16 protein-coding genes and 1 pseudogene are annotated in these 18,794 nt (G+C 64.8%); 16 read left to right on the top strand and 1 reads right to left on the bottom strand.

Going from position 1 to position 18,794, the window contains the following annotated elements; translation table 11 throughout:
* The first annotated feature begins 95 nt into the window (after positions 1-95).
* The 16 genes from PY310_RS13585 (at position 96) to PY310_RS13510 (ending at position 18,671) form a co-directional block, all read left to right on the top strand.
* Entirely contained in the window at positions 96-1,172 is a 1,077-nt protein-coding gene (locus tag PY310_RS13585) for a tRNA (adenine-N1)-methyltransferase (RefSeq protein ID WP_275214971.1), read from the top strand.
* An 83-nt stretch (positions 1,173-1,255) separates the two neighbouring features.
* A complete protein-coding gene (gene arc, locus PY310_RS13580; RefSeq protein ID WP_275214969.1) occupies positions 1,256-3,007 on the top strand; it encodes a proteasome ATPase in 1,752 nt (583 codons plus the stop codon).
* A complete protein-coding gene (gene dop, locus PY310_RS13575; RefSeq protein WP_275214968.1) occupies positions 3,004-4,677 on the top strand; it encodes a depupylase/deamidase Dop in 1,674 nt (557 codons plus the stop codon). The genes arc and dop overlap by 4 nt, the downstream gene beginning before the upstream one ends.
* An 85-nt stretch (positions 4,678-4,762) precedes the next feature.
* On the top strand, positions 4,763-4,966 hold the full coding sequence (locus PY310_RS13570) for a ubiquitin-like protein Pup (RefSeq protein ID WP_275214967.1): 204 nt from the start codon (positions 4,763-4,765) through the stop codon (positions 4,964-4,966).
* Positions 4,967-5,047: 81 nt separating this feature from the next.
* Entirely contained in the window at positions 5,048-5,869 is an 822-nt protein-coding gene (prcB, locus tag PY310_RS13565) for a proteasome subunit beta (RefSeq protein WP_275214966.1), read from the top strand.
* A 1-nt stretch (position 5,870) separates the two neighbouring features.
* On the top strand, positions 5,871-6,590 hold the full coding sequence (gene prcA / locus PY310_RS13560) for a proteasome subunit alpha (protein WP_275214965.1): 720 nt from the start codon (positions 5,871-5,873) through the stop codon (positions 6,588-6,590).
* Between the two features lies 1 nt (position 6,591).
* Positions 6,592-7,956, top strand: coding sequence for a Pup--protein ligase (gene pafA / locus PY310_RS13555; RefSeq protein ID WP_275214964.1), 1,365 nt, complete (start codon positions 6,592-6,594; stop codon positions 7,954-7,956).
* 109 nt (positions 7,957-8,065) lie between these two features.
* On the top strand, positions 8,066-9,037 hold the full coding sequence (locus tag PY310_RS13550) for an FKBP-type peptidyl-prolyl cis-trans isomerase (RefSeq protein ID WP_275214963.1): 972 nt from the start codon (positions 8,066-8,068) through the stop codon (positions 9,035-9,037).
* Between the two features lie 37 nt (positions 9,038-9,074).
* Complete coding sequence (locus PY310_RS13545; protein WP_275214961.1) at positions 9,075-9,470, top strand: FKBP-type peptidyl-prolyl cis-trans isomerase; 396 nt, start codon at positions 9,075-9,077, stop codon at positions 9,468-9,470.
* 113 nt (positions 9,471-9,583) lie between these two features.
* Positions 9,584-11,569 (top strand): helix-turn-helix transcriptional regulator, encoded by a 1,986-nt coding sequence (locus PY310_RS13540; RefSeq protein WP_275214960.1) that lies wholly within the window; start codon positions 9,584-9,586, stop codon positions 11,567-11,569.
* A 10-nt stretch (positions 11,570-11,579) separates the two neighbouring features.
* Positions 11,580-11,936, top strand: coding sequence for a hypothetical protein (locus PY310_RS13535; protein WP_275214959.1), 357 nt, complete (start codon positions 11,580-11,582; stop codon positions 11,934-11,936).
* Positions 11,937-11,968: 32 nt separating this feature from the next.
* Entirely contained in the window at positions 11,969-12,259 is a 291-nt protein-coding gene (tatA, locus tag PY310_RS13530) for a Sec-independent protein translocase subunit TatA (protein ID WP_275214957.1), read from the top strand.
* Between the two features lie 48 nt (positions 12,260-12,307).
* Entirely contained in the window at positions 12,308-13,102 is a 795-nt protein-coding gene (gene tatC / locus PY310_RS13525; protein ID WP_275214956.1) for a twin-arginine translocase subunit TatC, read from the top strand.
* Between the two features lie 24 nt (positions 13,103-13,126).
* On the top strand, positions 13,127-16,051 hold the full coding sequence (locus PY310_RS13520) for a DEAD/DEAH box helicase (protein WP_275214954.1): 2,925 nt from the start codon (positions 13,127-13,129) through the stop codon (positions 16,049-16,051).
* A 116-nt stretch (positions 16,052-16,167) separates the two neighbouring features.
* Positions 16,168-17,823 (top strand): amidohydrolase, encoded by a 1,656-nt coding sequence (locus tag PY310_RS13515; protein ID WP_275214953.1) that lies wholly within the window; start codon positions 16,168-16,170, stop codon positions 17,821-17,823.
* Positions 17,824-17,927: 104 nt separating this feature from the next.
* Entirely contained in the window at positions 17,928-18,671 is a 744-nt protein-coding gene (locus tag PY310_RS13510; protein ID WP_275214952.1) for a polyprenol monophosphomannose synthase, read from the top strand.
* Between the two features lie 11 nt (positions 18,672-18,682).
* On the opposite strand, the pseudogene PY310_RS13505 reads toward PY310_RS13510, so the two are convergent.
* A pseudogene (locus PY310_RS13505) lies at positions 18,683-18,794 on the bottom strand (IS5/IS1182 family transposase); the annotation flags it as partial.

The raw sequence follows: 18,794 nt of genomic DNA, 5'->3' as shown, positions 1-18,794 counted from the left end.
CTGCACTTGCCGCCGGAAGGCTGCCCCGGGCCTGAACGCGCCGGACGGTCAGACTCCGTGTATGCGCCCACAGTCTTACAGGAGCGAGGAAATTCATGAGCAGCGAATCTGCCGCCGATACCGCAACACCATCCACAACGGCGTTGTCCACCACAAGTGGGGCTGCCGGCGTCACCCAGCCGGTAGGTGCTGCCCGCCGCCGCGGACCTTTCCGTGAAGGCGAGCGGGTCCAGCTGACCGACGAACGCGGCCGTATGAACACCATCACCCTCGAAAGCGGGGGAGCCTTCCACACCCACCGGGGCTTCCTCAACCATGATGAGATCATCGGCAAGGCAGACGGCTCGGTGGTGGTCAACAACGTTGGCCAGCAGTACCAGACCCTGCGCCCGCTCCTCTCCGACTTCGTCCTTTCCATGCCCCGCGGCGCCGCGGTGGTGTATCCCAAGGATGCCGGACAGATCGTCACCATGGCCGATATCTTCCCCGGTGCCAGGGTTGTTGAAGCCGGAGTGGGGTCCGGCGCGCTGTCCATCTCGCTGCTGCGCGCCGTGGGCGACAACGGCTACCTCCATTCCTTCGAACGCCGCGAAGAGTTCGCAGACATTGCCCGGGGCAATGTGGAGACGATCTTCGGCGGCCCGCACCCCGCCTGGAAAATTTCACTCGGCGATTTCCAGGAGGAAGTGGTCCGCACCGAAGCTCCCGGTTCCGTCGACCGCGTCGTCCTGGACATGCTGGCTCCCTGGGAGTGCCTCGACGCCGTCGCCACGGTGCTGGCACCCGGCGGGGTCTGGATCAACTACGTCGCCACCGTCACGCAACTGTCCCGGACCGCCGAGGCCATCCGGGCAGATGGCCGGTTCACCGAACCCGACGCCTGGGAATCCATGGTCCGCGGCTGGCACCTGGAGGGGCTCGCGGTCCGCCCGGACCACCGCATGGTGGCCCACACGGGCTTCCTCCTGGTCACCCGCCGCCTTGCCGACGGCGTCACCGGCATTTCCGTGAAACGCCGCCCTTCGAAGACAGATTTCAACGAGGAAGATGTCAACGCCTGGACCCCCGGGGCAGTGGGTGAACGGCTGGTCTCGGACAAGAAACTCCGCCGCGCGGCACGCGATGCCATCGCCGGAACCAACGTCAAGGACGGCCCGGAGATCACGGAATAGTCCACATTTCGGGAGTCTCCAGCAGTACCTGCCAAGTTGGGGCTAAGGTCTTAATAAGAAGCGCAGGAAGGGGCTGATGCATCATGGAGACGCCGAATCAGGACTCCGGACGTACACCGGCGGAGCAGGCTGCCGCCAATGAGCTGTCCGTTGCCGACAGGCAGGTCAATGTCCTTCGGGACAAACTGCGGCACATCGACCGGCAGCTTGCTGCTGCAACGCAGAACAATACCAAGCTGGTCAGCATGCTGGAGGCGGCGAAAGCCGAGATCCTGCGCCTGAAAAATGCCCTGGACCAGGAGGGCCAGCCGCCGTACAGCTTTGGCACCATCCTGCAGCTCAATCCCCGGCGCATGCCATCAGCCGGGAACAGCGGCCAGGCCGTCACCGAGGAGTCTGCGGACATCTTCAACGCGGGCCGGAAAATGCGGGTGGGAATCAGCCCGCTGGTAAACATCGGCCAGCTGTCCGTGGGCCAGGAAGTCCTGCTCAACGAGGCACTGCTGATTGTTGCCGGCCTGGGTTATGAACGCGCGGGCGAACTCGCCACCCTTAAGGAAATGCTGGGCACGGACCGTGCGCTGGTGGTGGGCCGGGCGGATGAGGAACGCGTCATCAGGCTGTCCGGCGCTCTCCTCGCCGAGAAGCTCAGGGTCGGTGACGCGCTCTCAATCGATTCCCGCACCGGTTATGCCCTCGAAAAAGTGCCCCGCTCCGAGGTGGAAAACCTGGTCCTCGAAGAGGTGCCGGACATCACCTACGAGGACATCGGCGGTCTCGGCCCACAGATTGAACAGATCCGGGATGCCGTGGAGTTGCCCTTCCTGCACCCGGACCTCTACCGGGAACACGGCCTGAAGGCCCCCAAGGGCATTCTTCTGTATGGTCCGCCGGGCTGCGGCAAAACGCTTATTGCCAAGGCGGTAGCCAACTCCCTCGCTGCACGGGCAGCGGAGCGGACCGGCAACGTGGACCTGAAGAGTTACTTCCTTAACATCAAGGGCCCCGAACTCCTGGATAAGTACGTGGGCGAAACGGAACGCCACATCCGCCTGATCTTCTCCCGGGCCCGGGAGAAGGCCTCGGACGGCAGCCCGGTCGTGGTCTTCTTTGACGAGATGGATTCCCTCTTCCGCACCCGCGGCACGGGAATTTCCTCCGACGTCGAGACCACCATCGTGCCTCAGCTCCTGAGCGAAATTGATGGCGTGGAGCGGCTGGACAACGTCATCGTCATCGGCGCATCCAACCGCGAGGACATGATTGATCCTGCCATCCTCCGGCCGGGCCGGCTCGATGTGAAGGTGAAGATCCAGCGGCCTGATGCCGAAGCCGCGGCGGACATCTTCAACAAATACATCACCACGGACCTGCCGTTCCACGAGTCTGACCTCGCCGAACACGACGGCGACGTCCAGGCCACCGTGGACGCCATGATCCAGCGCACGGTTGAAGCCATGTACTCCACGGAGAAATCCAACGAGTACTTGGAAGTCACCTACGCCAACGGTGACACCGAGATGCTGTACTTCAAGGACTTCAATTCCGGCGCCGTGGTTCAGAACGTGGTGGACCGGGCCAAGAAGTACGCCATCAAGGACCTTCTCACCCTGCATCAGAAGGGTCTCCGGATCGAGCACCTCCTGCGGGCCGTCGTGGATGAATTCCGCGAACACGAGGACATGCCCAACACCACCAACCCGGATGACTGGGCACGCATCTCCGGTAAGAAGGGGGAGCGGATTACGTACATCCGCACCATTGTCCAAGGCAAGGCAGGACAGGAGCCCGGCAAGTCCATCGAAACGATGCCCACCACGGGACAGTACCTATGACCGCAGTTCCGGAACGACCCGCAGGGGAATCGCTCCCCGTCGGCGGTGCCATGCGCGTCATGGGTGCCGAGACGGAGTACGGCATCCACGCCCCGTCCGCCCCCGGAGCCAACGCCACCATGATGTCTGCGCGCGTAGTCCAGGCATACGCCCAGGTGACCCGGCAGCGGGCTGCAGGCGGGGCTGAAACCCGGTGGGACTACACCGATGAGGAGCCGCTGCACGACGCCCGTGGCTGGACGCTTGAACGCGCCTCCGCCCACCCCAGCCAGCTCACGGACCAGCCGCCGGTGCTCGACGCCGAAGCGGTGGCACTGGCATACGGCCGCGAGGAACTTGAGCTGGACGGCGAGGATGAGTCCGGCAGCCTGCTGATGAACATGGTGCTCGGGAATGGCGCCCGGCTGTACGTGGACCACGCCCACCCCGAGTATTCCAGCGCCGAGGTGACGAACCCCCGTGATGCTGTGATCTGGGATGCCGCCGGGGATCAGGTGGCGCTGGCAGCGGTGCGGCGCCTTGCCGCGGACCCCGAGCTTCCGCCGATCAACCTGTACAAGAACAACACGGACAACAAGTCCGTCTCTTATGGCTCCCATGAGAACTACCTCATGCCCCGCTCTGTGCCGTTCGGGGACATCGTGCGCGGCCTCACCCCGTTCTTCGTCACACGCCAGATCATCTGCGGCTCCGGCCGCGTGGGACTCGGCCAGGACAGTTCCACGGCCGGCTACCAGATCAGCCAGCGCGCGGACTTTTTTGAAGCCGAGGTTGGGCTGGAGACGACGATCCGCCGGCCCATCATCAACACCCGGGACGAACCCCACGCCACTGCCGACAAATACCGGCGCCTGCACGTCATTATCGGCGACGCGAACCTCAGCCAGTCCTCGAATTACCTCAAGTTCGGCACCACCGCGCTGGTGCTCAGCCTGATTGAGGCCGGCCTGGCGCCCAAGGTGGAGGTCTACGAGCCGGTGCAGGCCCTTCAGGCGGTCAGCCACGATACCTCCCTGACCACGAAACTCAGGTTGGTGGACGGACGCCGGGTGACGGCGTTGGATCTGCAATGGATGTACCACGAGGCGGCGGCCAAACTGGCGCAGGACACAGGCGTTGCCGATGCCGTGGACGGGGACGGCCACACCCACGACGTTCTGGAACGCTGGGCCACCACCCTGACACAGCTCGATGCCGACCGGGGTGCGGCGGCGACGTCCGTTGAGTGGCTGGCCAAACTTTCGCTGCTGGAGGGCTACCGGGAACGTGACAATCTCGCCTGGAGTGATGCCAGGCTGGGTTTGGTTGACCTCCAATGGGCCGATATCAGGCCCGAAAAGGGCCTGTACTACCGTTTCCTGGCCAGGAACCGGATGCAGCGGATTGTCGACGACGCCGTGATCGCCGCCGCTGTGACCGAACCGCCGCCGGATACCCGCGCGTTCTTTCGCGGACGCTGCGTCAGCAGTTTCGGCAAAGACGTGGTAGGCGCCAGCTGGGACTCTGTCATCTTCGATGTCCCCGGCTACGGGCGCTTGCAGCGGGTCCCGACAAGGGAGCCGCTGCGCGGCACCAAGGCCCTGACGGGAGGACTCTTCACCCGGCACCGCACAGCCGGGCCGTTCCTCGCGGAACTCCTCGGGCACACCAGCGCTCCGCCTCCGGCGTAAACCGCCCCGACGGGCTCACAGCGTGGCAATATGGGCGTATCAGCAGATCCGCCCGGATCCGATGATCGCAGAAGGAGAGATTAAGATGGCAGGCCAGGAACAACAGCAGCCACAGTCGCGGGACAGTGAAGTCGAAGACGACATCCCCGAGGCACCGCCCGCGGCCCCCGACGCGCAGGCTTCAGCCGCCACCCAGGGCGTAGATGACCTCCTGGATGAAATCGACGGCGTCCTTGAGTCCAACGCCGAGGAATTCGTCCGCGCCTTCGTCCAAAAGGGCGGCCAGTAACCCGGATCCACGCGGGGCGGTAGCCGCGCACCGGCCGAAAGCTGTACCGACGTAGAAGGACCACGTTCAAGGAGTGCACCAGTGCAGGAATCAACCGCCAACCAGGTAGCCGGCAACGCGACGTCGTCATTTACCGAGCATCTGCAGCGGGACCGGCCGGACCTGCTCCCGTACAACCGTTCGCTGACTGCGGCAGCCGCGCAGGCTACGCCGCTGCAGGTGCCGCACGCCACCACGATCGTGGCAATGAGCTACGGCGGCGGCGTGCTGATGGCAGGGGACCGGCGCGCCACCATGGGCAACGTCATAGCAAGCCGGCACATCGAGAAAGTCTTCCCGGCGGACCGGTACTCAGTCCTGGGCATCGCAGGGACTGCGGGTATTGCCATTGACCTGACCCGGCTTTTCCAGGTGGAACTGGAACACTACGAAAAAATTGAAGGCACACTCCTCAGCCTCGATGGCAAAGCCAACCGGCTTGGTGCCATGATCCGCGGGAACCTTCCCATGGCCCTGCAGGGCCTGGCCGTGGTCCCGCTGTTTGCCGGTTTCGATACCACAGCCGGCGTGGGCCGCCTGTTCTCGTACGACGTCACCGGCGGCCGGTACGAAGAACGCGAGCACCATACGGTGGGCTCCGGCTCGGTTTTTGCCCGCGGTGCCCTGAAAAAGCTCTGGCGCCCCGGCCTGACGGAAGCGGAGGCAGTTTCTGTCGCGGTGGAGTCGCTCTATGACGCAGCCGACGACGATTCCGCAACCGGCGGCCCGGATCCGGTCCGGCAACTGTGGCCGGTGGTGTACACCGTGAACCGCGAGGGTGCCCGGCGCATCCCCGAACCGGAGCTTGCGGCCGTTGCGGGGAGCATCATTGACGCCAGGTCCGCTGAGCGACGGGAGGCCTGAGATGACGCAGCAGTTCTACGTTTCTCCAGAACAACTGATGAAGGACCGTGCGGACTTCGCACGGAAAGGCATCGCCCGCGGCAGGTCCGTGGTGGTCATCAGCTGCCAGGACGGGATTGCCCTGGTGGCCGAGAACCCCTCGCCGTCGCTGCACAAGATCGGTGAAATCTACGACAAAATCGCCTTCGCGGCCGTCGGGAAGTACAACGAATTTGAAAGCCTGCGCCAGGCAGGCGTCCGGTACGCCGACGTCCGGGGCTACTCCTACGACCGCGAGGACGTGACAGCCCGCGGCCTCGCGAGCGTCTACGCGCAAAGCCTGGGCGCCGTTTTCACAGCCGAACAGAAGCCATTCGAAGTGGAACTGGCCGTCGCCGAAGTAGGCGCATCCCCGGAGCAGGACCACCTTTACCGGCTGACGTTCGACGGGTCGATCGCGGACGAACACGGCTTCATCGTGATGGGCGGCCAGGCGGAGCGGGTTTCCGCCGTGATTGCCGACGGCTGGCGGTCCTCGCTGCGCTTTGCTGACGCGGTCCGGCTGGCGATCGGCGGCCTCGCCACCGGCACTGAGCAGGGCGAGTCAGGAGCGACCCTTCCGGCGAAGGCCGTAGAGGTGGCCGTCCTGGACAGGCAGTCGGAAACGGCCCGCGGCTTCCGCCGGGCGTTCCGGCGATTGAACGATGCCGACATTACGGCGCTGCTGGCGGAGGAGGCCTGAGATGGATAAGAGGATCTTCGGTATTGAAACCGAATTCGGGATCTCGTATTCGAGTCCCGATTCACGCCCACTGGCACCGGAGGAGGTGGCCCGATACCTGTTCCGCAAGGTGGTCAGCTGGGGGCGTTCGTCCAACGTGTTCCTGACCAATGGCTCGCGGCTCTACCTCGACGTCGGCTCCCACCCCGAGTACGCCACCGCCGAGTGCGATGACCTCGCCCAGCTGATCGCGCATGACCGGGCCGGCGAGCTCATCCTCGATGACCTTGTGGACGAGGCGCAGGCCAGGCTGGCCGCCGAGGGCTTCAACGGCACCGTCTATCTCTTCAAAAACAACACCGACTCTGCCGGCAATTCCTATGGCAGCCATGAGAACTACCTGATCCCGCGCCGGGGCGAGTTTTCCCGGCTGGCGGAGATTCTCATCCCCTTCCTGGTCACCCGCCAGCTGATCGCGGGTGCAGGCAAGATCCTGAAGACGCCGCACGGGGCGACGTTCGCGTTCTCACAGCGCGCCGACCACATTTGGGAGGGTGTCTCGTCGGCCACCACCAGGTCCCGGCCCATCATCAACACCAGGGACGAGCCGCACGCCGACGCCGAATTTTTCCGGCGGCTCCACGTCATCGTGGGTGACTCGAACATGTCCGAGAGCACAGCCCTGATCAAGGTCGGCACGGTGGACCTCATCCTCCGCATGATCGAAGCCGGGGTAATCATGCGGGACATGCGGATGGAGAATCCCATCCGCAGCATCCGGGAGATCTCGCACGATCTCAGCGGCCGGGCACTGGTCAGGCTGGCCAACGGGCGGCAGCTCACTGCCCTGGAGATCCAGCAGGAGTACCTGACCAAAGTCACGGCGTTCGTCCAGGAACACGGTGCGCACAACCCCCACGTTCCGCTGATCCTCGACCTGTGGGAACGGACGCTGAAGGCCATCGAAAGCGGAAACACCAGCACCATCGACACCGAGATCGACTGGGCCATCAAGAAAAAGCTGATGGACAACTATCGGGAGCGGCACGGTCTGGGCCTGGATGCTCCCCGGATCGCCCAGCTGGACCTGACCTACCACGACATTTCGCGGACGCGCGGCCTGTATTACCTGCTGCAGTCACGGGGAGCGGTGCGCCGGATCGTAGACGACACCGTCATCAAGGATGCAGTGGACGTGCCGCCGCAAACCACGCGGGCCAAGCTCCGGGGTGACTTCGTCCGGCGGGCGCAGGAACTGGGCAGGGACTACACCGTGGACTGGGTGCACCTGAAGCTCAATGACCGCGCCCATCAGACCATCCTGTGCAAGGATCCGTTCCGCAGCGTCGATGACCGGGTGGACGCTCTCCTCGGTTCTATGGGCTGACGTTCAGGTTCAGGGGCTATCCTTGACAGGGCCATTCTTTGGCCCTGCAGCGGTGCCGGGCGCCTGTTCCGGTACCGCGTCCACCCTGCCCCGACGAAAGTTCTCTTACGTGCGCCGAATCCTAGCGATCCTTCTCCCCGGTCTGCTGCTGCTTACCGCTTGCGGCGGTACGCCCGCGGCACCGGAACCCACCAGCCAGGCGGCCGGTGACACTGCCAAGTTCGACTCCCTGAAGCTGACGGATAACGGGGACAAGAAAGCTCCCGGAGTGGAGTTCACCAAGCCTCTTGAGGTGACGGAGCCTACCGTCAAGGTGGTCACCGAGGGCAACGGTGACCGAATCAAAGCCAACCAGGTGGCCAACATCTCCATCCTCGCCGTGAGCGGCGCAGACGGTTCCACGCTGGAGGACACCTTCCCGGCCGAACCTGAGGCACTCGAGCTCAGCGATGACATGAAGACCGGCAACTCCCTGGTCTACAACGCCTTTGTGGGAGCCAAAATTGGTTCCACGCTGGCTCTGGCAGTTCCCGGCCAGACGGCCGCGCCTGCCAGTGCCGCGCCGGACGGCGCCACACCGAGCCCCACGCCGAGCGCCGCCACCCAGCCCACCCAGCTGCTGCTGATCAAGCTGATTTCCGCGAAGGACGTCACGCCGCCGCTTGAGAAGCCCGAAGGCGATCCTGTCACACCGCCGGCCGGCCTCCCGACCGTTAAGGAAAACGACAAGGGCGTTCCCGAGATATCCGTGGACGGCGCTGCTGCCCCGACGGCTCTGGTGGCCCAGGACCTGATCAAGGGCAAGGGTGTGGAGGTCAAAGAAACCGACACGCTCACCGTCAATTACGTAGGTGTGAACCTCGTGGGCGGCACCAAGTTTGATTCGAGTTTCGACCGTGGCCAGCCCGCCAGCTTCCCGTTGACGGGTGTCATTAAGGGCTGGACGCAGGGGCTCACCGGCAAGACGGTCGGCTCACGGGTCCTGTTGGTCGTCCCGAAGGACCTCGCGTACGGTGATGCCGGTCAGGGCGAAGCCAAGGGTGACCTTGTCTTTGTTGTGGATATCCTCGGCGTCAAGTAACTTCCAACCATCACGCACCCAATCAGAAGGAGCAACCATGTCATTTGGTCAGCGTAATTTCGACCGCCAGAAGCCGGAAATCGATTTCCCGCAGGGCGATGTCCCCACCGAACTGGTCATCACGGACCTGATCGAAGGTGACGGTGCCGAGGCCAAGAAGGGCGACACCGTCTCCACCCACTACGTCGGCGTGGCCTGGTCCACGGGCGAGGAATTCGACGCTTCCTGGGGCCGCGGCGCACCGCTGGACTTCCGCGTGGGCGTCGGCCAGGTCATCCAGGGCTGGGACCAGGGCCTGCTCGGCATGAAGGTGGGCGGCCGCCGTCGTCTTGAGATTCCCTCCGAGCTTGCCTACGGCTCCCGCGGTGCCGGTGGCGCCATTGGACCCAACGAAGCACTGATCTTCGTTGTGGACCTGGTCGGCGTGCGCTGACCCGAACACCGTAAGGTCGCCGAAAGGCCAGGGCGCGGTAACAATCAGGAGCTGTCTTCCTGTTGTTGCCGCGCCTTCTGCGTTCCGCGGATGAGTTTAGTAACGTAGCCAGAGTGCCCGTATCCCGTACTGAACGTCTGCTGAACCTGCTGATAGCCCTGCTGAACACCAAATACGGCCTGCGCCGTTCGGAGCTGCGGCTAAAGGTCTATCACGACACCTCCGGCAACGACGTCGCGTTCGGCCGAATGTTCGAGCGGGACAAAAACGATCTCCGCCAATTCGGCTTTGATGTGGAAACAGTCACCGACCACGGGTGGAGCGAAGACGACCCGGCCACGACGCGCTACCGCATCGGCAAGGAATCCAACCGGCTGCCCGACGTCCAGCTCAGCCCGGGGGAGTGGACCGTCCTGCTGCTGGCCTCCCAGCTGTGGGAGCGCGCCGCCCTGGGCACGGCGGCCGCCAACGCCCTGCGTAAGCTGCAGGCCTCCGGAACGCTCGCGGACATCGAGCTTCCCGTAGGAGTCCAGCCCCGGATCAGGCCCGCCGGCCAGGCCTTCGATGACCTGGTGGCGGCCATGCACGCCCAGCACCCCGTCAGCTTCTCCTACCTTGCCGGCACCACGGGCAAGGAAGAACTGCGAACGGTAGAGCCGTGGGGCCTCGGCAGCCGGTTTGGCCAGTGGTACCTGACCGGCTTCGACCGGAGCCGCCAGGCGCCCCGCCATTTCAGGCTCTCCCGCTTCACGGGCGCCGTCTCCGTCCTTGACAAGGAAACCTACACTCCGCCGCCGAACTTCAACATCCGCGAGGAACTGGGCAAGCTCCCCGAACTCCCGCTCCGCACCGCCGTCGTGGATGTCCGGGAGGGCCGCCTCCTCGGCTTGCGGCGGCGGGCACTGCGGGCGCCTGCCTCCACCGCGGGAGCGCCCGACGGCGGCGACGAACGGCTGCAGGTGGACTTCCGGGACGTTGAGGTGCTCGCCGAAGAGCTCGCCTCCTACGGTCCGGACGCCGTCGCCCGGGAGCCGCAAGAACTGGTGGCCGCCGTGCGGAACCGGCTGCAAAGCGCCGCAGCGTTCTGCGCGGCTCCCGCACCGGACTACCGCTTCGCCGACTCCCCGGCCGGCCGGCAGACCCGGAAGCGGACTTCGGAGGACCAGCTGAAGCGGATGCTGCAGCTGGTGCCCTTCCTGGTCCACAACCAGGGCCTCCACATCGAGGACGTCGCCGCACGTTTCGGAATCACCCCCGGAGAGCTCGAAAATGACCTCCGGATCCTCATCTGCTCGGGGCTGCCCGAGGGATACCCCGACGACCTTCTCGACATCAACTGGGAGGAAGGCCACGTCTACATCACCCAGGACCTGGACCTCACCCGGCCGGTCCGGTTCACCGTGGACGAAGCCTGTGCGCTCCTGACCGGACTGGAAACCTTGAACGGGCTCCCGGAGCTTGCCGAGGGCGGCGCCCTGGAGTCGGTCACCCTCAAGCTGATGGCTGCCGCGGGGGAAGAGGGGCTGCGGGCAGCATCCCTGGCAGGCCCGGAGGTCGGGCCCGCGGATTCGGCCGTGCTGGAAGTGGTCCGGAACGCCATCCGGGACCGCGCCCAACTGCGGCTGGTCTATTTCTCCGCCCAGCGCGACCAGGTCTCCGAACGGGACGTTGACCCGCTCCGCCTGTACTCGCTGGACAACACGTGGTACGTCGAGGCGTACTGCCACTCCGCGGACGGTTTGCGGAACTTCAGGCTGGATCGGATCCAGGAAGTGCGGCCGAACGGCCTGCCTGCCGCCACGCCGATCCGGCCGGAGGAAGGGTTCCCGGCCAAGTTGTTTACGCCGAACGACGACGACACCCTCGTCCTGGTACACCTCACCAGGCAGGGCGCCGGCCTTGCCGACGATTACTACGCGGAAAGGGTGGCGCACCTGCCGGACGGCGGGTTGGTGGCGGAAATCAGGTTCGGCAACACGACCTGGCTTCCGATGTTTGTGGCGCAACATGGCGGCAAGGCCAGAATCCTTGAGCCTTCGGAGCTTGCAGCCGCAGCCCGGAGCTGGATCGAGGCGGCCCTCGCGCGGTACGGCAGTTAGACTCGTCAGCATGCCTTGGTGGTCTTGGATCCTGATCTGGATAGCGCTTATTGCCGTGTCGTTGCTCTTTTATGTCCTCCTGGGCATCCGGCTGTACCGCCAGGGCATGGCGGTACTGAAAGACCTGGGTGCGGCCAGCTCGAAACTCGGGCACCTGGCAGTAGCCCCGTCCCCGGCCACCACCGGCGAGCTGCAGCATTCAACACAGGTTGAGCCGGGAGCTGCCGTTTTTGCCTCTCCGGCCCGGATGCGACATGATTACGACGCATCCAAGTCATCCCGCCGGGAGGACCGCCGCCAACGGCGGGTACAGCGCAAGCACGACCGGGGACAGCCCCAGTCACTTCGCGATCTGGATCTCAATTAGACGTAGGATGTTGTAAGAGGAAAGGAATTCCCGTGGGAAGACTCTTTGATGGCCCGTGGCCAATTGTCATTATCATCGTTGTTGCGCTGTTGCTTTTTGCCGCGCCTAAACTCCCTGCCATGGCCCGCAGCCTGGGCCAGTCCATGCGGATCATCAAGTCCGAAGTCAAGGAAATGAAGAACGACGGCAAGACCGACGCCACAGACACCGAATCGGGACCGGTGGAGGGCAAAGTCGTTAACCATCCGCACCCGAATCCTGCACCGACCCAGCACGGCGAGCCGACCAACGGCACCGACGTTCCGCCGTCGAACCGCGCATAACGCACAGTGGCACTGACGCGGGGCCGTAAATCCAACCCTGAGGGGCGGATGGCTCTTTGGGACCACCTCAAGGAGCTCAAGAACCGGCTGATCAAATCAGCAATTGCGGTGGTGCTCGCTGCCGTCGGCGGCTGGTTCCTTTACGATCCCGTCGTCAGCAGCCTGTCGGCTCCGCTGATCTCCATAGCGCACGAGACCGGCCGGACGGCCGTCCTTAACTTCGCCACCATCGCGGACCCGTTTGCCTTCAAAATCCAGATTGCCATCCAGATCGGGCTGGTGATCTCCAGCCCTGTCTGGATCTATCAGGTCTGGGCGTTCATCACCCCGGGCCTGACCCGCAAGGAGCGAGGCTACACGCTCGGTTTTATGGCGGCGGCGGTGCCTTTGTTCCTGGCCGGCGTGTACGTTGCGTGGCTTGTTTTTCCTACGGTAGTCAGGGCTCTGCTTCAGTTCACGCCGCAAACCGGCGCGAACAACATTTCCGCCACCGACTACCTCACCTTCGCCACGCAGATGTTGCTGATCCTGGGTGTCTCCTTCCTGGTTCCCGTGATTCTGGTCGGCATCAACATGGCCGGAGTGGTGCGGGGCCGGACCATCCTCAAAGCCTGGCGGATCATCGTCTTCCTCGTTTTTGTCCTGGCCGCACTTGCCGCGCCGGGGACGGACGCGCTGTCCATGTTCCTGCTGGCCGCCCCACTGCTGGTCCTGTTTTTCGCGGCCATCGGGCTGTGTATTTTCAACGACAAGCGCCGGGACAAGAGGCAGGCGAAACGGGTTGCCGAGACGGACGCAACAGCCGACATCGCAACCCCTGGCAGCGAACTGAAGAACCTGTAGGGCGCAGCGCATTAGGCTTGAAGCATGTCCTCTATTTCCGGGCCGCTCTCGCCCTCTGAAAGTTACCGGGCCAGCGCGGAACGCACAGCCGAGGCGCGCACCTACCTCGGCGGTTTTGTCCGCACCCTCGATTTCGAACTTGACGAATTCCAGCGTCTTGCCTGCCGCTCGCTGCAGGAAGGCAGGGGAGTGCTGGTTGCGGCCCCTACCGGTGCCGGAAAGACCATCGTGGGCGAGTTTGCCATCTACCTCGCGTTGGAGCGGCACCTTAAGGCCTTCTACACCACCCCCATCAAAGCTCTGAGCAACCAGAAGTTCACCGAACTCGCGGAAAAGTACGGGGCGGAAAACGTCGGGCTGCTGACCGGGGACACCAGCATCAACGGCGACGCCCCCGTGGTGGTCATGACCACAGAAGTCCTTCGGAACATGCTGTACGCCGACTCGGCCACCCTGGACGACCTCGGCTTTGTGGTGATGGACGAAGTCCACTACCTTGCGGACCGGTTCCGCGGCGCAGTGTGGGAGGAAGTGATCATCCACCTTCCCAGTGAAGTCCAGGTTGTGTCCCTCAGCGCCACGGTTTCAAACGCGGAAGAATTCGGCGCGTGGCTGGATACCGTGCGCGGTGACACGGACATCATTGTCTCGGAGCACAGGCCCGTGCCTCTGTGGCAGCACGTCATGGTGGGCAGGGAAATCGTGGACCTGTTCGCCGGGGAAACCACGTTCGACGAAATTGCGCCGCCGGCCGACGCGGAGACCGGTACACCCCTGGCGGTCCGTGAAGCGACGGAGCCTGGGCGGGGCCTCCCGCTCCGCGATGGCGGGGCCGGCCGGGGCTTCGAAGTCAACCCCGACCTGCTGGCAATGGCCCGCAGCGAAAGTCAGGACAGCTTCCGCGGCCGGTTCGGCCACGGCGGACGCAGCCAGCGCCGGCAGCACAAGCAGCGCTCTGATGCCCGCGCTCCGCAGGGTTCCCAACCCGGCGCGGCCCGGAGGGCCAGCAGGCCCCAGGTGATCGCCAGCCTGGACCGGCAGGACCTGCTCCCCGCCATCACCTTCATTTTCTCCCGGGCCGGGTGCGACGCCGCGGTGGCTCAATGCGTATCCTCAGGCCTGTGGCTGACCACGGAGAAGGAGCAGCGGATCATCGCCGGTCGCGTTGACGAGGCCGCACAGGACATCCCGTCCGACGACCTGGACGTTCTGGGTTTCTGGACGTGGCGGGAGGGCCTGCTGCGGGGATTCGCCGCCCACCATGCGGGGATGCTGCCCACCTTCAAGGAGGTGGTGGAAAAGCTGTTCGTTGAGGGCCTGGTCAAGGCGGTCTTCGCCACCGAAACTCTTGCCTTGGGCGTGAACATGCCGGCCCGGTCTGTCGTTTTGGAAAAGCTGGACAAGTTTAACGGCGAAGCCCACGTGGACATCACGGCGGGGGAGTACACGCAGCTGACCGGCCGGGCCGGCCGTCGCGGCATCGACGTCGAGGGCCATGCCGTTGTCCTTTGGCAGCCCGGTACGGATCCGGCCGCGGTGGCAGGACTTGCTTCCCGCCGAACATACCCTCTGAATTCAAGTTTCCGACCCACCTACAACATGAGCATCAATCTGCTGGCCCAGTTCGGCCGGACCCGCGCCCGCGAAATCCTGGAGTCCTCGTTCGCCCAATTCCAGGCCGACCGGTCCGTGGTTGGCCTCGCCAAGCAGGTGCGCAGCAGGGAAGAGTCCCTCGCGGGCTACGCCAAATCGATGACGTGCCACCTCGGTGACTTCACCGAGTATGCCCGGCTCCGCCGCGAGCTCTCCGACGCCGAAAACATCACCTCACGCACAAAGTCCCGTGCCAGGAAGTCCCTCAACGAAGACTCGCTGGCCCGGCTCATGCCCGGCGACGTTGTGGACGTGCCGGGCGGGCGCGCGCCCGGCCTGGCCGTGGTGCTCAGTTCGGACCACAGCGGCCGGGAGCCGCGGCCCGCCGTTCTGACGCTGGACAACCAGCTCCGCCGGATCGGCACCGAAGACCTTGAAGGCCCGATTTCTCCCCTGACCAGGATTCGGATTCCCAAGGCGTTTAATGCCAAGGTGCCCAAATCCCGGCGCGATCTTGCCTCGTCCGCCCGCAATGCCTTGCGTGAAAACCGCCCGCCGGCTCCGGGCCGCAGTACCGACTTCGGGCTTGGCAGCGTCACGCCCACCCAGGAAAAACGGATCAGCGAGCTGCGCCGGGCACTCCGGGCCCACCCGTGCCACGGGTGCAGCGAGCGTGAGGACCATGCCCGCTGGTCGGAGCGTTGGTGGAAGCTGCGCCGGGAAACGGACGGTCTGATCCGTCAGATCCAAGGGCGCACCAACACCATTGCCAAGACCTTTGACCGGGTCTGCGACGTCCTCTCGGCCTACGGTTATCTGGAGGCCGGTACTGATGGCCGCCTGTCCATCAGCACGGATGGCCAGCGCCTGCGCCGGATCTACGGCGAGAAGGACCTCCTGATCTCCCAGTCGCTGCGTTTGGGTGCCTTTGATGACCTGGACGCCGTCGAGGTCGCAGCTTTGGCGAGCGTCCTGGTCTACCAGGCCAAGCGCGAGGACAGGGGCCTCCGCCCGCGGATGCCCAGCATCGCACTCGAATCGTCCGTGGACCTGGTAGTCCGTGAGTGGTCAGCCCTTGAAGACGTGGAGGAGCAAAACAAGCTGCCGCTGACCGGTGAACCCGAGCTGGGGCTGGTGTGGCCCATGTACAAGTGGGCGAAGGGCCGGCACCTCCAGGAGGTGCTGAACGGAACGGACCTGGCCGCAGGAGACTTTGTCCGCTGGGTTAAGCAGGTCATCGACCTTCTGGACCAGTTGGCCAAGATTCCGGGCCTGGATCCACGGCTGGCAAGGCTGTGTTCGGAAGCCATCTCGCTCATCCGCCGCGGCGTGGTGGCTTACTCCTCCGTCCTGTGAACCATTCCGTCCTTTGAACCATCCCGTCCTCTGTACCAGCGCGGCCGCACGCCGTCCCCACAGCAGTTTCCATCATCAGCAGCGTTTGCTGCGTCCCCCATCCAGGAGCCTTGCCCATGACTGAACGTCCCTCCGTGCCCGCCCCGTCCGAACGAAAGGTGGTTCTGTACCGGAATGGCTCCGTGTACTCTGCAGCCGATCCGCTGGCCACCGCCATGGTGGTGGACGGCGACACTGTCGCGTGGGTGGGCTCCGAACAGGCAGCATCCTCCATCGCAGACTCCTCCATGGAGATCATTGATCTTCACGGTGCCCTCGTTGCGCCCGGATTTGTGGACTCGCACGTCCACCTCACGGAGACCGGCATTGCGTTGGATGGGCTTCAACTTGGCAATGTCCGCTCCGCACGGCAACTCCTCGACGCGGTGGCTGCTTCCCGGGGTGAAGGCCCGGTCCTGGGCCATGGCTGGGACGAGTCCGTCTGGGAAGACCCAGCCCTGCCCACAGTCCACGAACTGGAACAGGCCGCCGGGGGCCGGCACGTCTTCCTGTCGCGGGTGGACGCGCATTCAGCCCTGGTTTCCGCCTCACTTGTTGCCGACGCCGGAATCACCGGCCTGGACGGTTATGGTTCGGGGACACAGGTCTTCCGGGCTGCTCACACGGCTGCACGCCAGGCAGCGCGGCGGCTGCCCGAATCGAGTGTCCGCGGCTACCAGCAGCGCGCGCTCACGGAAGCCGCTGCGAACGGCTACGTGGCCGTCGCGGAGATGGCCGCGCCGCACATCAGCGGGCTCGAGGACCTTCGCCTCGCCGGCGCTTGGAACACCGACACAGCCGGACGGGCCATGCCTGAGGTCCTGCCCTACTGGGGCGAACTGGCAACCTCGGAGGAGCACGCCCGGGAACTTTTGGCCGGGCTGGGTGTGCCCGTCCGCGGTCTTGCCGGCGACCTGAACATCGACGGTTCCCTGGGTTCCCGGACGGCCGCACTGCGGGCGGACTACGCCGACGCGCCGGGTGGGCGGGGAAACCTGTATGTCACGGCCGCCCAGGCCGGCGCCCATCTGGCAGCCTGCTCCCTCCTGGGAATCCAAGGCGGTTTCCACGTCATCGGTGACGCCGGCCTGGACGCCGTGCTGGAGGCCCTGGAGCTCGCCGCCGGTGAGGTGGGGGAGCAGAGGATCCGCGCTGCCGGCCACCGTTTCGAACATGTGGAATTGGCCGACGCCAGCGCGATCCAACAGCTCGCACGTTACGCAGTCACGGTCAGCGCCCAGCCACGCTTCGACGCCGCGTGGGGGAACGACGGCGGGATGTACCAGCAGCGACTCGGCGACCGCAGCGGGAACATGAACGCCTTTGCTTCGTTCTATTCGGCCGGGGTCCCCATTTCCTTCGGCAGCGACAGCCCGGTGACGCCGCTGCGGCCGTGGTCCAGCGTTCGGGCCTGCCTGGAACACCACAACGAGGCTGAGCGGATCTCGGCGCGGGCTGCGTTCCTGGGCCACACCCGGGCCGGGTGGCGTGCAGCGAAGCACCACAATCCGATGGCCGGCCAGCTGGTTCCCGGCGCCCCGGCCAGTTTCGCGGTCTGGGACGTGGAAGAACTGATGGTCCAGGTGGCGGATGGTCGGGTGCAGTCGTGGAGTACGGATCCGCGCGCACGCACACCGCTTCTTCCGGCGCTGGACACTGGCAGTGATCCGGTGTGCCTGCAGACTGTCCGGGACGGTCAGGAGCTCTATTCCAGTCCGGCCCTGCGTTCCTGATCCGATGTGCGGGCGGGCGCCCTATAATGGGTAGTTGCGCCTGCCAGCCGGCAACATAGCTGATGATCAGGTGCTCCGACCGCTCCCGTCCAGGAAGGCCCTTTGTGCGCGTCCTAACCATTATTCCGACCTACAACGAGCTGGAATCGCTGCCCAAGACCCTCCAGCGCCTGCGGGTGGCCGTACCCGCCTCGGATGTACTGGTGGTGGATGACAACAGCCCGGACGGTACCGGGCAACTGGCGGACAGTATTGCGGCTGCCGACTCCCAGGTCCATGTCCTGCACCGCAAGGGCAAGGAAGGCCTCGGTGCTGCCTACATCGCCGGGTTTAAATGGGGCCTGGAGGCCGGCTACGAGGTTCTGGTGGAAATGGACGCTGACGGCTCCCACCAGCCAGAACAGCTGCCCCAACTGCTGGAAGCCGTTGATCAGGGCGCCGATTTGGCGATGGGTTCCCGGTGGGTACCGGGTGGCAGCGTGGTCAACTGGCCCCTGTACCGCCAGGCGATTTCACGTGTTGGCAGCACCTACGCACGGCTGATGCTGGGGCTGAAGATCAAGGACGTCACCGGCGGCTACCGTGCTTTCCGCAGATCCACGTTGGAAAAACTCAACCTCGACCAGGTCGATTCGGTGGGTTACGGATTCCAGGTGGACCTTGCATGGCGGGTTGCCAAAATGGGTCTCAGAATCGAGGAGCGGCCCATCACGTTCGTTGAACGCGAGCTGGGCGCGTCCAAAATGAGCGGCAACATTGTGGTTGAGGCCATGATCAACGTGACCCGGTGGGGCCTGCAGGCACGCTGGGACAAGCTCAGGGGCAGGAAAGAGCCCGTCCGGAGCTAGGGCGTGTCTCCTTATTGGCGTAGCCAGATGAGGACGGAGTAGAGGGCGACCCCGGAGCGGTAGGTGATGGCGAGCTTGTCGTATCGGGTGGCGATGCTGCGCCATTGCTTGAAAATGTTGAAG

The organism is Pseudarthrobacter naphthalenicus, from assembly GCF_029076445.1.
Taxonomy (GTDB): Bacteria; Actinomycetota; Actinomycetes; order Actinomycetales; family Micrococcaceae; genus Arthrobacter; species Arthrobacter naphthalenicus.
The sequence above is the reverse complement of the archived record's forward strand: the minus strand, read 5'-3'. Positions and strand labels throughout refer to the sequence as shown.